Annotated in this window: 11 protein-coding genes and 1 pseudogene; 2 read left to right on the forward strand and 10 right to left on the reverse strand. The window is 33.6% G+C overall.

Translation table 11 applies throughout. The features are described 5' to 3' along the window. Window positions 1-16: 16 nt before the first annotated feature. Window positions 17-277 carry a 30S ribosomal protein S20 gene (gene rpsT, locus E7L28_RS04400; RefSeq protein WP_004692998.1) on the forward strand — a complete coding sequence of 87 codons (261 nt, stop codon included), beginning with the start codon at window positions 17-19 and terminating at the stop codon, window positions 275-277. Window positions 278-419: 142 nt separating this feature from the next. Continuing rightward, window positions 420-2,624, forward strand: coding sequence for an RNA ligase (locus tag E7L28_RS04405; protein WP_316691899.1), 2,205 nt, complete (start codon window positions 420-422; stop codon window positions 2,622-2,624). Between the two features lie 115 nt (window positions 2,625-2,739). On the opposite strand, the gene ade is transcribed toward E7L28_RS04405, so the two are convergent. From ade to E7L28_RS04455, 10 genes and pseudogenes are all read right to left on the reverse strand, one after another. Next, a complete protein-coding gene (gene ade / locus E7L28_RS04410; RefSeq protein ID WP_316691898.1) occupies window positions 2,740-4,413 on the reverse strand; it encodes an adenine deaminase in 1,674 nt (557 codons plus the stop codon). A 13-nt stretch (window positions 4,414-4,426) separates the two neighbouring features. Beyond that, on the reverse strand, window positions 4,427-5,740 hold the full coding sequence (locus E7L28_RS04415) for an NCS2 family permease (RefSeq protein WP_278469402.1): 1,314 nt from the start codon (window positions 5,738-5,740) through the stop codon (window positions 4,427-4,429). A gap of 254 nt (window positions 5,741-5,994) precedes the next feature. Beyond that, the gene (locus E7L28_RS04420; protein ID WP_316691897.1) at window positions 5,995-7,167 is read right to left on the reverse strand and encodes a phosphopentomutase; all 1,173 of its coding nucleotides are present in this window, start codon (window positions 7,165-7,167) and stop codon (window positions 5,995-5,997) included. Between the two features lie 130 nt (window positions 7,168-7,297). After that, window positions 7,298-7,831 (reverse strand): NUDIX hydrolase, encoded by a 534-nt coding sequence (locus E7L28_RS04425; protein ID WP_024061770.1) that lies wholly within the window; start codon window positions 7,829-7,831, stop codon window positions 7,298-7,300. Between the two features lie 8 nt (window positions 7,832-7,839). Continuing rightward, window positions 7,840-9,465: a class I SAM-dependent methyltransferase gene (locus E7L28_RS04430; protein WP_279007718.1), complete on the reverse strand. Its 1,626-nt coding sequence runs from the start codon at window positions 9,463-9,465 to the stop codon at window positions 7,840-7,842. Window positions 9,466-9,814: 349 nt separating this feature from the next. Next, window positions 9,815-10,291 carry a hypothetical protein gene (locus E7L28_RS04435; RefSeq protein WP_287550491.1) on the reverse strand — a complete coding sequence of 159 codons (477 nt, stop codon included), beginning with the start codon at window positions 10,289-10,291 and terminating at the stop codon, window positions 9,815-9,817. 93 nt (window positions 10,292-10,384) lie between these two features. Then, window positions 10,385-11,191 (reverse strand): annotated as a pseudogene (locus E7L28_RS04440) (IS30 family transposase); the annotation flags it as partial. 357 nt (window positions 11,192-11,548) lie between these two features. Then, window positions 11,549-11,863, reverse strand: coding sequence for a hypothetical protein (locus E7L28_RS04445; protein ID WP_101928203.1), 315 nt, complete (start codon window positions 11,861-11,863; stop codon window positions 11,549-11,551). A gap of 31 nt (window positions 11,864-11,894) precedes the next feature. Next, entirely contained in the window at window positions 11,895-13,943 is a 2,049-nt protein-coding gene (locus E7L28_RS04450) for a tetratricopeptide repeat protein (protein ID WP_101928202.1), read from the reverse strand. 51 nt (window positions 13,944-13,994) lie between these two features. Further along, window positions 13,995-15,674 carry a hypothetical protein gene (locus E7L28_RS04455; RefSeq protein ID WP_316691896.1) on the reverse strand — a complete coding sequence of 560 codons (1,680 nt, stop codon included), beginning with the start codon at window positions 15,672-15,674 and terminating at the stop codon, window positions 13,995-13,997. Between the last annotated feature and the right edge of the window lie 94 nt (window positions 15,675-15,768).

Here is a 15,768-nt window from a genome sequence, read left to right on the forward strand (position 1 = left end):
TAAGGAGGTGACTCAATTGCCAAACATTAAATCCAGTATTAGAAGCGTAAAAACGGATGCTGAACGTCGTGCGAAAAATGCCGCTGTAAAATCTCAAATTCGTACAGCAGCTCGTAAAACCGTTGAAGCTGTTCAAGCAGGCGCAGTAGAAGAAGCAAAACAAGCACTTGTTCATGCTACTAGCGTAATTGATAAAGCAGCCTCCAAAGGTGTACTTCATAAAAACACTGCAGCTCGCAAAAAATCTAACCTTGCAGCTAAAGTAAACGCTTTATAATTTTAAAAGCAAGCAAGACAGTCTCTCGGGGATCCGTTGAGACTGTTTTTTTTATGGCCTTTTCTATTTAATCATAAAATATTTTTCGTTTGTTATACAGATATATTATTACGCCCTATGGGCAGATTAGAGGACTATTACTATGAGAACACTATTATTAATGCGTGGTGCTCCTGCTAGTGGTAAGTCTCAGTGGATTCGTGATAACAATCTTGAGGCTTACACCCTTGAAGCCGATCATTTCCGTATGCTTTTACGTAGCCCTTCCCTTGGTGAGAATGGCTGGTATATTTCACAAGAGGATAATGGTCCAGCATGGAAGCTCCTACTAGATTGTTTAGAAAAACGAATGATCAATGGCGACTTTGTCGTCTTAGATGCTACCCACACTACATCTAAAGCTGTTAATGCTTACAAAGAATTGCTTAACAAATATAAATATACTGTATATTACTATGAACCAGATACATCCTTAGAGGATTGCTTGGCCCGTAATGCGGCTCGCGTCGATTACAAACGAGTGCCAGAGCAAGTCATTCATCGTATGTACAAAATGATTAAAACAAGTACATTACCAAAGTTTTGTAAAAAAATTAACTCTATTGATGAAATCAACAATTACTTTACGGTTAATCTAACAAATAGATATGATCGAGTGCGTGTTATCGGTGATATTCACGGTTGCTACACCGCATTACAACAAGCTATTACACCGTGGGATGAAAAAACATTATACATCTTCTGCGGTGACTATTTAGAACGCGGTATTGAAAACAAAGAAATGATGTACGAAATGATGCGTCTCAGCGCATTCCCTAATACAATTATGTTAGAAGGCAATCACGAGCGACATATTGCAAACTTTGCATTTCATACAAATTTAGATCGTTCTAAACGCTTTATGAAAGATGTGGTAGCACCTATCGTAAAGGATATGACGAAAAAAGAAGTGGAATCACTTCAACGAGAACTGCGACTCTTTTATAAATCACTTCGTCAATGTTATCCTTTTAGCTTTCATAGCAAAAAATATTTAGTTTCCCATGGTGGTATCTCCTATGTGCCTAATATGACCTTCATAGCTACCTCAACCTTTATTAATGGGTTTGGCGCTTACGAAACAAATATCGCTAATATCTATGATACTAATTACGAGCAAAACATGTGTCAGGACTTCATTCAAATTCACGGTCATCGTGGTGTTCCAGATGGAAAGTACTCCTTCTGTTTGGAAGGAGAAGTTGAGTTTGGTGGAGAGCTAAAATACATCGATATTACAGCAAATACTTTCACAAAAAATGGAATAAAAAACGATGTATATGATAAAGATTATATGCGCCATGAATTCCAAAATATGACACAACGCATCATCTTCACACAGAACGAAGATATTAATATTATTGGCAATTCAAAATTAGTAAAAGTAAAACAGTGTTCCCCCAACCTATATTCCTTGAACTTTACCTCTCGTGTATTTCATAAACGATTATGGAATGAAAGTACAGTACAAGCTCGTGGATTATTTGTGGATCAAATTACAGGAGATGTGAAATTACGTAGTTATAATAAATTCTTTAATCTTGGTGAGCGCCCAGAAACAGAGTTAGATAATCTAGCTAATACCCTCTCTTTCCCAGTCGAAATTCGAACTAAAGAAAATGGTTACCTTGCCATTCTTGGCGTTATCAACGAAGAATTAGTATTTGCCTCTAAATCTACAACAGAGGGTATACATGTGGATTTATTTAAAAACCTCTTCCATAGATTACCTGAAGGCTTACAAGTAGAAATCAAAGATTTATTAGCACGTAATAACTGCTCTATGATATTTGAGGTCATCAGCCAAGAGGATACTCATATTATTAAATACGACCAAGACCATCTCTATGTACTCGATATGATTCAAAATACTCTAGACGTAAATGGTAAGCATATAGATGTCCCATTCTCTAGAGAAAAATTAGCTGAACTTTATACGATTTTACAAAAATATGACACTGACTTGATTTCCATTGTTAAAACAGTTCAACAAGTTTCTACCATGGATGAACTCCAAGGCATTATAAATAAGGAACTAAATTCATTCCATGAATCTGAAGGCTTTGTATTAGTCGATAGCAATGGTTTTATGACTAAATTCAAAGGTCCTTATTATAATACGTGGAAGCACAGACGAAATCGCATTCTAGAGCCATATCAAAAATTTGGTAAAATTCCATATGGAAACTGTAAAAATGAAGATGACACTAAATTTGCAGACTTCCTTGGTTCATTAGATTATGATGTAGTATGTAAATCTACCATACTTGATATTAAAGATATGATGGAAAATCAAGGCTTGCTATAATTAAATAAACTCATCCTGTTTCAAGGATAAAAGCAAAAGGGACTGCAACTAGAATGTGGTAAAACCACATTCTGTTACAGCCCCTTTTTATATTAGCGTTTCATTAAACTTAACACTAGAACTCCATCACACCTGTAGTAGTAATTCTAATTTCTGGAATTACAGTTAATGCAAGGAAACTCAAATTAATAAAAGGATCTAGGCCTTTCGGCACGCCCATACCGTAAGCAATATCTTTCATCTTAGCTACTTTTGCATCTACTTCTTCGTGAGGTCGATTTGTGATTAAGCCCATTACTTCAAGAGCTAGTTCCTCTACTACTTTGCCTTTACTAGCAATGACATATCCGCCGCCAATTTCGCGAATACGCTCAATAGCAACCATCATATCTGCATCGTTGTCGCCAACAACAATCAGATTATGTGAATCATGTGCAAAGGATGACGCAATAGCACCATTTTTTAAATTGAAGCCTTTCAAAATACCAATACCATTTCTACCAGATGCTTTATACCGCTCGATACAAGTAATTTTATTGTACTCAGCATTAGGCTTGAACAGTCCATTTTCAACAGGAACCTCTTCAACAGTTTTTTGTGTAACTATTTGTCCAGGTACGATATTAATAATCGCTTGCGGACCTTCAACAAAAACATCTAATTTATTCTTTGTGAAAGTACCTATATTAATCGTATGCAGTAATTCAGCTGGTACAACCTTCTCTTCTCTTACGAGAACACGTTCAATCATTTTTCCTTTATAAAACACCTCGTGAATATCTACGCGTTGTTCATCATTAAGAATTACAAGATTAGCACTATAGCCAGGTGCAATAGCGCCTAAATGTTTCAAACCGTAGCATGATGCCGGATGAGTGGAGGCCATTTTATAAGCTTGGATTGGTGCCAGTCCCAGTTCAATAGAACGACGAATATTATAGCTGATATGGCCTTCTGAACGAATATCCTCAATATGTTTATCATCTGTACAGAAACCATAACGTTCCGTATTCCCTTGCTCTTCTACGAGCCCTTTCACAATGGAGTCTAGATTATGAGCCGCACTGCCCTCACGAATCCATACATAGATACCATTTTTAACTTGCTCTTTTGCTTCTTTGTAGGAAATACATTCATGATTTGTAGTAATGCCTGCCAAACGATAACTTGCTACTTGCTCTGGTGAAAGTCCAATAATATGTCCATCCATAATTGTATCTTTAAAGTAATCTAACTTTTTCATCATGTAAGGATCACTATTGATAACACTATAACAGTCCATGACTTCACCTAATCCTAAAATACGTGGATTAGCTTGTAGCTTATGTAACATATCGCCATCTAAAATAGCGCCATTATCTTCACCTGGTACAGCGGGCACACAGGATGGAGCCATAACATATACATCACCTTGAGCCGATGCAGTTTCATTGATCATGTACTCAACACCTGCAATACCCGCTACATTACCGGCTTCATGAGGGTCTACAATAAATCCTAACGTTCCCACTTGAGAGGCCTCAAATACGAGTTCTTTCGGATTTACCAAGGTTGATTCCAGATGGAGATGGCTGTCTATAAATCCGGGAACAATATATTTACCGCTGTAATCATATTCTGTTTCACCGCTATAGGTACCAACGCCTATAATCGTATCATCATGAATCGCAACATCCGCTTTTACCCATTCATCAGTAAATACATTTAAAACAGATGCCCCCTTTAATACGACAGTAGCCTTATCCAACCCCTGTGCCTGTCGAGAAATTTTTTCATTAAATTGTATCATATAAGGATCCTCCTTACATAAAGATTTCTTTCAAAATGAAAATAAGTGCCAAGAAATACATGACACCGGAAACATCTCGATATTTCCCAGTCAAAACCTTAATTAATACATAACTGATGAGACCCCATTCAATACCTACACCTATGGAATAAGCAAAAGGCATCATGATTATAGTTAAAAATGCTGGTAATCCTTCAGAAATATCACCGAAGTTTATATCTTTAACAGAGGCCATCATAAATAGACCTACTACGATAAGTACCGGAGCAGTAGCCGCTACAGGAATAACCATGAGTAACGGCGCTAAAAATAAGGATGCTATAAAGAGTCCTGCAATAGTTAATGCGGTCAAGCCTGTACGGCCTCCCTCTGCGATACCTGCTGCCGATTCAACCGCTACGATATGAGGAGATGTACCTAGTGCACTACCAATGATAGTACCTAATGCAGATACTTTCATACAAGAGCTTTGTACGCCCAACTGTTTATCTTGAGGCACCTCAGCTTGATTTGTAAGACCAATCAATACGCCAACTACATTAAATAAATTAACGAACAAGAACGTAAAGGCCACAAATACCATATCTACAGATAAAAGTTCGCTCATATCATAATGAAACCAAATCGGTGCCAACGATGGTGGCATAGAAAATATCGTCGACGGCAACTTTGTAATCCCACAGAAGAACCCAACAACCGCAGCAATGATAACGGCTAGAAATATTCCTCCTTTTACATTGCGTCCCGTAAAAACGGCGATTAATATGATTCCCAAAATGGATATCAAGCTAGATGGTGCCTGTAAGTCCCCAATGCTCACAATAGTAGCAGGATTGCTGACGATAAGCCCAGCACTACTAAGACCAATAAGAGCGATAAACAAGCCGATACCCGCTGTTACAGCCAATTTAATTGTATGAGGTATGGCATTAAACAGATATTCTTTTAACGGTGTAACTGCGATTAGTAAAAATGCTAAACCTGCGATTAATTGAGCCGTTAACGCAAAGGCAAAGCTATGTCCCATTTGGACCACAATAGTGTAAGCAAAAAATGCATTGATACCCATACCGGATAAGCCGGCGAATGGCATATTGCTATACAAAGCTAGCAATAATGTCATAATGATAGCACTAACAGCCGTTGCCGTGAATACGGCGCCTACATCCATACCGGCAGCGCCAAGAATAGCAGGATTTACAGCTAATACATAAGAAACGCAAAGAAATGTAGTGGCTCCCGCAAATAACTCTCTCGATACGGATGAGCCTCGTTCTGATATTTTGAATACTTTGTCCCATACACTACCTTGTACTTGTTCTCTCATGATGATTCCTCCTCTCGTACTTACAATCATGGGCGTATTCATGTATATTTATATATTTCCACATAACTACATAAATTTCCTGTATATGTTTAAAATTTTGTATACAAAAATACCGCAATACATGGTAATTACTTCAAATTATCATGTATTGCGGTATTTAAATAATCAATAAAGTATATTATGCCACCCAAATATTCTAGATACATACATATATGGTTCCAATGATACAGAAAGTATTATAGAATCGCATGTATCTATGATTTCAGAATATCCAAAAATGATTTTCCAATATGCCATTGTTTCAATCCAAAGTTTTGTAATACTGTTTCACCTATATCCGCAAAACTATGTCTATCACCCAAAGCTACGGAATGACTCATACTTGGACTATAAGCTAGCAAAGGCACCATTTCTCTCGTATGATCTGTACCTTTCCAAGTCGGATCATTCCCATGATCTGCAGTGATGAGAAGTAAATCATCATCTTTAAGCAAGTCCAACAAACCGCCTAATTGGTAATCAAAGTCTTCAATAGCACACTTATACCCTTCTACATTGCGCCGATGACCGTACAGACTATCAAATTCAACAAGGTTGACCATCATGAACCCCCGTGCAAAGCTTTGGCCCAACAGATAAGGAACTACGTTCATACCATGCGTGTTAGACTTTGTCGGATATGATGCATCCCAACCAACATGAGCATAAATATCGCCGATTTTGCCAACTGCCACTGTTGGAATGTTTGCATCTTGTAACTCTTGTTGCACCATTTTCTTTTCAGGCATACGACTGTAATCATGACGATTTGAGGTGCGTACAAAATGACCTGGTGTACCAACAAAAGGTCGAGCTATAATACGCCCCACATAATAATCACCGACACATACTTTATCCCGTGTAATTTGACACATGCGATACAAATCTACTAAGGGAATGATATCCTCATGCGCAGCAATTTGAAAAACCGAATCCGCCGATGTATATACGATTGGCTTACCAGTTCTTATATGTTCTTCTCCGAGGCGTTCAATAATTTCCGTTCCAGAGGCTACCTCATTACCAAGAAATCCATAACCCGTTTCTTTTGTGAAAACATCCATCAGTTCCTTCGGAAATCCATCATAAAATGTCGGAAATGGCACCGTTACAGGATGCCCCATCATCTCCCAATGACCACTTGTCGTATCTTTGCCAGTACTCGTTTCAGCCATACGACCATAAGCGCCAATAACAGGCTCATCAAACGCTGATATATCAGCAATATTAGCTAGACCTAGAGATTTTAAATTTGGACAGCGAATAGGTCCTGCTACCGCTTCGATATGTCCTAATGTATTCGAACCTTCATCGCCAAATTTAATCGCATCGGCTGCATGCCCTACACCGACACTGTCCATTACTAGTAGAATAATTCGATTATACATATGTACTCCTAAATCTATATGAGATTAGTTACTCATATAATGTAAAAATACTTTGTAATATATTACAGTTAAAATCATCAATATGAATTAATAAAATACATATTATATTGAGAGATAATATTTCTAAAAATTATTTAAGATATGGCATAGCAAGCATGAGGGCCGCCAAAGATTTGCTATCCTTAATAGCCTCATTCTTGATAGCTTCCAATAGTTCTGGCAATGTGTAGTATTCTAGCTCCACATATTCATCAGGATCCCAATTGGTTTCCCCCATGGTAAGGTCCTTCGCAAGATATAAATGTAATACTTCATTGCAGAAACCAGGACTCGTAGCAATTGTACCTAACGAAATCCATTGAGCTGCACGATAGCCGGTTTCCTCAGCAAGCTCCCGTTTAGCACAAACAATCGGTTCTTCATTTGGATCCAATTTTCCTGCTGGTACCTCCAGTAGCGTCTGTTGCAAAGCATATCTAAATTGACGTTCCATAACAATCTTATTATCCTCTGTTACTGCCACAATCGCTGTAGCACCCGGATGATGCACAACCTCACGCCATGCATCCTTTCCGTTCACATCGGCTATATCATAGGTAACTTGAATCAACTTACCGTTAAATTTCATTTCACTGGATTTCTGAATTTCCTTACTAATTGCCATATATACCTCTAATCTTTTATTTTATGTAAAAACCCGAGCATTCTTATACGTTGTAAAATTTCCTCTAAATACACTTTATTAGGAACAATAAAATCAATATTATCCCGCGTATGACGCTGAACTGTGATATTGTCATCCATAATAGCAAGAATCTTTTCTCTTGTTGTAGGCTCCACCATTTGCTTTATTACAAAGAGAAATCCATTATCTATATCTTGTTGTACTTTATTGTACATGTCTCCTATACCAATATAGGAGCTGCCTTCTTTTTCTACTATAGTAGAAATAAAATCTATAAAACGTTGAGGTATATACACCTTATTATCTTCGAAAGCAACTCTTTCATATGGTTCGGCATACATATCGAGATTATCTACAATAATCAAATATAGTAAACGAGAATAAACTCTGTCCATTTCGATAGTATAACCAGGCAACTTTCTATGTATATGATCTACTATATCCTGAACAGTAAATATATCCCCTCGATCCATAACCTCTTTAATAGCAATATGGATACTATCCGTCATATTAGAAGGAATACCAGTATTAACAACGCTGCAATAATATAATTTTGATAATACATCTATACTAACTCGTTCATTACGAACAATCTTTTTACTATGTTTATTTTTCGTTAACAGGGACATTCTAAACTGCGTATCATAAATGTAATCATAATATTGCTCTTTTGCAATATAATCATCATTTGCCAGTTGAGCTATATTATCGTGAATATCCTCCGGTAACCAACTTATGAAAGATCGTGAAAGAAATACATCCCCTATATAGGCACAACCTTGGTCATTGGCACGTTTTATAAATTCATGTACATATACAGGATCATTAAAAGGCTCTAAATATTCATGAGCCACATAATAATCGTTAGAGCTCAACACATTTTGGATGTTATCAATTTTATAACTCGCTTTTTGACTGATCCGATTATCTAATCCCATTGTATCCGCTACGAGCTTCAATATATTCTTCGTATATAAAGTCCGCTCCATCAACGGTAGCTCTAACTCTTTTTGCTCTGCATATTGCATGATTTCTCGATACTGCTCTAATCGTTTCCATCCAGGATACGTATTATACGATACATAAGCTACACCATTGTCGGATAAATTCTTATTACAGATAGATAGAATTTTATCTTTTACCACATCCGGAACCCAGGACCAAATACCATGTACAATAATATAGTCAAAGGTGCCGAATGAATCATCAATATCTAGAATATCCTTCTCAAGCAAATGTATATTAGATAGTCCCATCGACGCAATCAGTTCATTTCCCATCTTAATCTGGGAAGACGATAAATCAATACCCGTAAAAGACGCTTCAGGATAATATAAAGCTTGAGAAATAATATTTCCCCCAAAAGAACATCCAAGCTCAAGGACACGCGCCTTTTTTAAAGATACAGGATTTAATCCAAATAACAAAGCTCGCGCTGCTAATGTGTTTAACGAGGTCGCCCCAAAAGGTTGAGAAATATATACTACATCTTCATAACTTTTTTTAAGAACCTTATTCTCATCCAATACGTGCATAGTATTTTGTGTAGTCTCAATGTCATTCCCCATAACTGATGTACCTACATTCTTTTTTTGTTTTGACTCCTGTTTCATAAAGCCTCCCGAATTTTCTACTAACTATAATAATTATTATATAGTATTATGTAAAAGAATTGTAGATATAGAAAAAGCCACAAATCACACCTATAATTCGTGGCTAAATATAAAAAAACTATATTTTTCTATCCATTAATAACACTTCTATCTTTTAACCATACAAATAATCGACTTAATGACATCAGGAAAAATAGAATCAATAAAATTTATTCCATCTCCATAACAATATATATCATTGAATCATTACGACCAACCAATCAAATAAATCAACTTCACATAATTTCGCTAAAAAAACTTTAACTAAAACAGTAGGATAAAATCTAAACATTACTCTCTATACTGACTCTTACTCATTCAATAAGTTTAAATAATACTCAGTCATTGTATAATCGAAATCTATTCTTCGTCTAAGCGCAATATGAATTTTATGTACAAATTTATTATATTGATTTATTTCTGGTAATGTAAGGAAAGCTAAAACTGTCGAATGATTATTATTAAGCCAATTAACACCATAATAATGATTTACATATGGTAAATCAAAACTTTGATCCTTGGGTCCTAAGCTATTAGAGAAGCCTATTAATCCTAAATTATATAGTCTTTTTGCTTTTTCTAAATTATCAGTAAATAAATCTACATGGACAAAGATAACATTATCATTTTCAAAAAAAATACTAACTCTTTCTTTCATTTGCCCATTATATTTTATTGAGCTCCATAAAGAATAAGAACGTTCTATAATGAAACTATTTTTATTATTTTCGGTTATTTTCCACCCTTTAATGTTACTAAAATTATTATACACATCATTTTTTGACATCCCCAAATAAACTGTATAAACTACGTTGGGATTTTTAGTAATTTCAGTTATTTTTTTTCTACATGATGAATTGCAATAAGTAATGCGACAAAATTAAATCAATTTTCCAATCTCATGTTTAAACATGTCAAATGGTGTTTTAAACCCAAGGCATTTCCTAGGTCGATTATTAATTAACATTAGTGCTTCTGTTAGTTTATCTAGTGTAACTTTAGCTAAGTCGGTTTTCTTAGGAAAAAATTCTCGAAGTAAACCATTACTATTTTCATTAGAACCTCGTTGCCAGGCTGCATAGGCATCGGCAAAATACATTGGTATTCCTAACTCGTTTTCAACCTGTTCATAACAAGCGAATTCCTTACCACGGTCCACCGTAAAGGTTTTAAGTAATTTACTGGTTAATGTATTGTACAGGGAACTAATAGCTAAAAACATAGAATCCATAGTGCGGTCATCCATTTTTATTGATACATAGAATCGAGTTTTACGTTCAACAAATGTAGCTAAACAACCTTTACTTTGACCTCTAGAAGAGACTATTGTATCTAGTTCCCAATGGCCAAAAATTTCACGTTTTTCAACTTCTTGAGGTCGCTCCTTAATGGTCCTTTTTACATTGAAGCGTCCACGATTTTCTTGTGTGCTGGGCTTTTTGCCTTTCCGGCGAAGTACTTTTTCTGTTACAGCAAGAAAACCACGATGAATCCAAGAATATATTGTCTTAAAGCTTAGAACTCCAACTAATTCAGTACCAACTATTTCTTCTGGAGACCATGTTTGTTGTAACCTAGATTCAATTAAAGCTGCTAATTGAGGTGTTAACTTTATTGGTCTGCCTTTATTAGCAGACTTACTAATTGCTAACTGCTGCGCTTTAGTCGCAGAGTCCCCTTCTTTTCTTAACTATTTGACTTCGTTTTTCTATAGTAATACGTATATAACTCATATTAGAGACCTCCGTGTCATGTATTTGTGGTTATTTACATTTTACACGAGCTCTCCAATATGAGTCTTTTTATTTGTCGCAATATATTCTACAATTTATCTATTGTAAAAGTCGAAACTAGCAACACTACATATATTATATTTCTAGTCACATATTTATTATTTGGTATTGAAGATTCAATACACCAAGTATTATAAATTATTTTACGCTATAAAATATACTCTTTAGTTATATCAATAATATAATGTTTATACTCTGACAAACTCAATATTATATAAATAATTACACAGTTATACTAAAGTGGATAGAAATCAACATATTTGAGTTATTACCTTTTGATTTTCTTTATCTTCTCCATCAATCCTTAAACAATTACCATCAAATGAAAGCTTAGAATATTTGCTTGAAAAAACACTATAAAACTTTTTATCATACATGTTATCAGAATTCAGTGTTATAGTATAAACATTAGAATTATAAGTAATTATGACATCAAATTTCCCTTGATATATTAGTTTTTCGTTTTTCAAAACTAAGATTTGTCTAGACTTTTCTTGACCTATAAAATCCCGATAGGCTTTAATAGTTTCAATATTATTTATATTATCAATATTATTACTAATCATATCGTTCCCCTATATAAAACTAAATTGTCAATTATATTTTAGGCTCATCAAGTTCCCAATTACTTGATAAGGCATTATCAAAATAACCTTTTCTATAATAATCAAGTCTATTCCAAGCATCAACATTATTCATTAAATAATGCATCTCATCCCCTTTCTCCTTACTTTGCTCAACACCAAAACCATTATAATAACACATTCGAATTTTATTCAAAGACATTGGATTCGTTGAATCCCAAGAGGCGTAATAATACTTAAATGCAACATCAAAGTTTTGTTCAACTGCTACTCCATTTTCAAAAAATCGAGCATAGTTATAAGCACCTAACTTTAATCCATTTTCATAAGCACATTTATAACATTCCATAGCTTTCTTATATGCTACATTCTTTACTAATCCTTTTTCATATATATAACCTAGCATATTTAAAGCTAATGGGTTATTTTTATCCGCTCCAATTTTAAAATATTTAAATGCTAAATCATAATTTTGATTTACTCCATTTCCATTAAAATATATCATCCCTAAGTTATATGCAGATAATGCATTATCACAATCAACACCTTGCTCAAATAGTGAAATTGCTTCTTCTATATTTAAATCTACACCGTCTCCAGCTTGATACATTAAACCAAGATTATTAAAAGCCATTCCCTTTACATATGGATTTTTCACTAATTCTATTGCTTGTCTATAACATTCTAATCCTTTAATATTATTTCTATTACAACCTAATCCCTCAGAATATAGTTTACCTAATAAGAAATATACTTCATTATTATTATCTAAAGCTGTATCAATTAAATCAAAACAAGTCTCATAATCTACATTCGTACCACGTCCATATAGATAGGATGCAGCTAAATAAAAAATATTAGTATAGTCACCTTTATCAAATTCATCTTTCAATAAAATAAATGAATCATCATATTTACACTCCATATACTTATTTACACTTTCATATTGTATGATGTTCAAATTCTCAACGCATTGTTCAATTAGTTTATTATCATTAGATTCTATTGTAGACGGAGAGTTTTCATAAATTATATATGCCTCACCTTGATTTAAATTAAACAGCATCTCTAATATAAAATTAAATATAGATACATTACTATCGATCTTAAAATTATCATTAAAATGAATATATGACTTTGTTAATGATTGTGCTATATCTCTATATATAAAATCTATATTTCTAGAACTAAGTAATTCTATACAAGATAAAACTTCATATTTATCTTCATGAAAATATCTATTTAATTTATATAATGCTTCTAAAGCAACTAATCCACTTTCGGTAATCTCATCAGAAATACAAATTACCCTATCACCTAATAATTTATAATATAATTCATTTCTATCTTGTATTGACATAATTGAATCCCATAGATTAATTTCATCACTAGGAGAAAGTGATAGTTGAGATAGTACACTTTTTAAAACTAATAACTCTGATGTAGACCAATCGCCTTTAGTTATTTCATAAAAATCTCTTGTAATACAAATTATCTTTGATAATTTATCTAATTCTAAATAAGGAACCTCATTAAACATTTGATATTCAATAGAACTTGCCCATGTTAAAAGATTAACATTACGCTCTAAATTATTTAATCTCAATTCAATTTGTAATAGATTACTTTGATAAAGTCTAAAGAATTTATTTAGTCCTTCATATATTTGTTCAAATTCATTATTAACCATTTCAATATGATTATTTAATTTATTATTTACTGCTGATATTAAATCAAAAGATAGAAGATTCTGTTCAGCTAACTTTTGTAGTGTTTGTTGTGCTAAATACTGTGCCTTACCTCGATTATTAAGAATATCAATTTCTAGCTTTTTATTAGAACCTGTAAAGTTGCCTATCAAACGTTTAAAGAAACCTTTATTTGCTAAAGTATTACTAGCTCTATCCGCGTCAGTTAAACAAGCTATACTATCAAAAACAAGTCGATTAATCGTTTGGCGATTATCTTTATGTTGGTTTATAATTATATCTATTTGATCATTAAAATAATTCTTATCTTCTATTGTAACAATATCATCTTTTATAACGTCTAATTTATTCATTCTTATCTCCCCAATATATAAGATTAAATCATAAATATAAATTAAATTTCTTCACTTTTTTTCCTCATAAAACTTTATTGAGCTATTAAATTTTTGCTTACTATCATACAATTGATTTTGTATCATACTTATATTCCTTGAATGTATAACCTCATCGTCTTTTATTTTACATAGGATAATTTCTTCCTGTATTCCAATAGAATTAAACTGTTTGATAACATACCAAGCTTTTTTTGCAGCAAAATCACTTACATTATGATTTAATAATCTTTTTGCAATTTCTTGTGAATTAATACTGGAAGTACTAGATATAGTAAAAGTATTATTTTCTAGTCCTGTAATAACCCTACTTACTCCATCTACAAATTGTGATTGACTAGGTATTCTAACTTTTATTCTCCATATTATTACAGAATTTATACATTCAAGTATAAGTTCATCTGCAAATAATTCCTTATTTTTTGCAGCAAACATTTCTAATAATTTTCTCTGTATTAAACACCCTCTTAAAACTTCTAAGGATAACTCTATCTCTTCTTCACTCAATAAATACTCAAATGCTAATATAGAAAATCTTTTATTTATAATTCTTACCAGTGCGATAGAGTCATCTTCAATAAATTTATCTAATATTTCTTTTGATATCGATGTACCCAGACTACCACCTATAATTCCACCAACAATAGATGTTACGGCAGCCCCAACTGGGCCTAAAGATAACCCTAAAGCACCAATTAAAGCCGTAGCACCTGTTGCACCCCCTGTTGTACCAACAACACCAGAAACTATAGTGGTCACTTCCTTAAATAATTGTTTGCCTGAAATTTTACCTGTCACAAAATTAAGAATATCTTGACTAGACAAAACTAGTGAAGTAGTAGCAGAAACAATCAAATTTCCTCTTAATAATTTTGCTAAATTATTACTAGCTGCAGAGCCAAAAATAGGTGCACCATTTCTCATGGTAGCTAATAAATTAGATTTTACAACACTTGGTAATGCTTTTACCAACTCTACAGAAGGCTCTAAGAATAAAGTATTTAAACTAGTTTTAGTAAGTTGTGCAGAAACTAAAGATATTATAAAAGCACTACCTCCTGCTTGAATACCTATAAATACAGCATTATCAATAGCAGAATTAAGATCTTCACCATTCCATAATGCACGAGCAAAAGTTATAGTTGCAGAAATTCCAGCAGCACTCGTTCCTATTACTACACCATTAATAGCATCAAAGGATAAAGATTCAATCGTACCAGCCTTAGCCAAATTAGTGGCTTGCTCTAACGTTATATTCCCTTTGCGTACTAACTCTTTTGCTTTACTAGGATTATTACAATTGGGTACTTTACCATCTTCTATTTTTTTAGCCATAATTTTTACAGCTTCTTCATATTGATCACTAGGAACTTCTAATTGCATTGGATTACCATTTGTATCAAGATACCTATATTGACCATTTTTAAATCCTGCATCAATGGATGCTCGGGCACTTTGACAATACTTTGTTTGAATTAGCTTACCATTAACTAATCTATCAGCGCCATTTTTAGCATTATCATCACCTAAGATTTTTGCATCATTCCCTATCATTCGATCCCATAAATCATTTCCTTGCTCTGCAGCATATCCATGACCTTGTTGACTATTAAATCTATTTAATCGATCATTATGAGTTATTGAATCAAATTGACCTTGATAAAGTTGCTGTTTCTTAATCTTCGAATCCATAATATTCCTATCATTACCCCTATTCATACAAAATATTTTTTTACAATTATATCATCATTTCATCTCATTTTCATTAAACAAAATTAATTTCACT

The sequence above is a fragment of the Veillonella parvula genome (assembly GCF_032575955.1).
GTDB classification, from domain to species: domain Bacteria; phylum Bacillota; class Negativicutes; order Veillonellales; family Veillonellaceae; genus Veillonella; species Veillonella parvula_J.

Coding starts and splice junctions, on each gene's coding strand:
- E7L28_RS04405 (WP_316691899.1), top strand. CDS start 420: ATGAGAACACTATTATTAATGCGTGGTGCTCCTGCTAGTGGTAAGTCT.
- ade (WP_316691898.1), bottom strand. CDS start 4,413: ATGATACAATTTAATGAAAAAATTTCTCGACAGGCACAGGGGTTGGAT.
- E7L28_RS04415 (WP_278469402.1), bottom strand. CDS start 5,740: ATGAGAGAACAAGTACAAGGTAGTGTATGGGACAAAGTATTCAAAATA.
- E7L28_RS04420 (WP_316691897.1), bottom strand. CDS start 7,167: ATGTATAATCGAATTATTCTACTAGTAATGGACAGTGTCGGTGTAGGG.
- E7L28_RS04425 (WP_024061770.1), bottom strand. CDS start 7,831: ATGGCAATTAGTAAGGAAATTCAGAAATCCAGTGAAATGAAATTTAAC.
- E7L28_RS04430 (WP_279007718.1), bottom strand. CDS start 9,465: ATGAAACAGGAGTCAAAACAAAAAAAGAATGTAGGTACATCAGTTATG.
- E7L28_RS04435 (WP_287550491.1), bottom strand. CDS start 10,291: ATGTCAAAAAATGATGTGTATAATAATTTTAGTAACATTAAAGGGTGG.
- E7L28_RS04445 (WP_101928203.1), bottom strand. CDS start 11,863: ATGATTAGTAATAATATTGATAATATAAATAATATTGAAACTATTAAA.
- E7L28_RS04450 (WP_101928202.1), bottom strand. CDS start 13,943: ATGAATAAATTAGACGTTATAAAAGATGATATTGTTACAATAGAAGAT.
- E7L28_RS04455 (WP_316691896.1), bottom strand. CDS start 15,674: ATGGATTCGAAGATTAAGAAACAGCAACTTTATCAAGGTCAATTTGAT.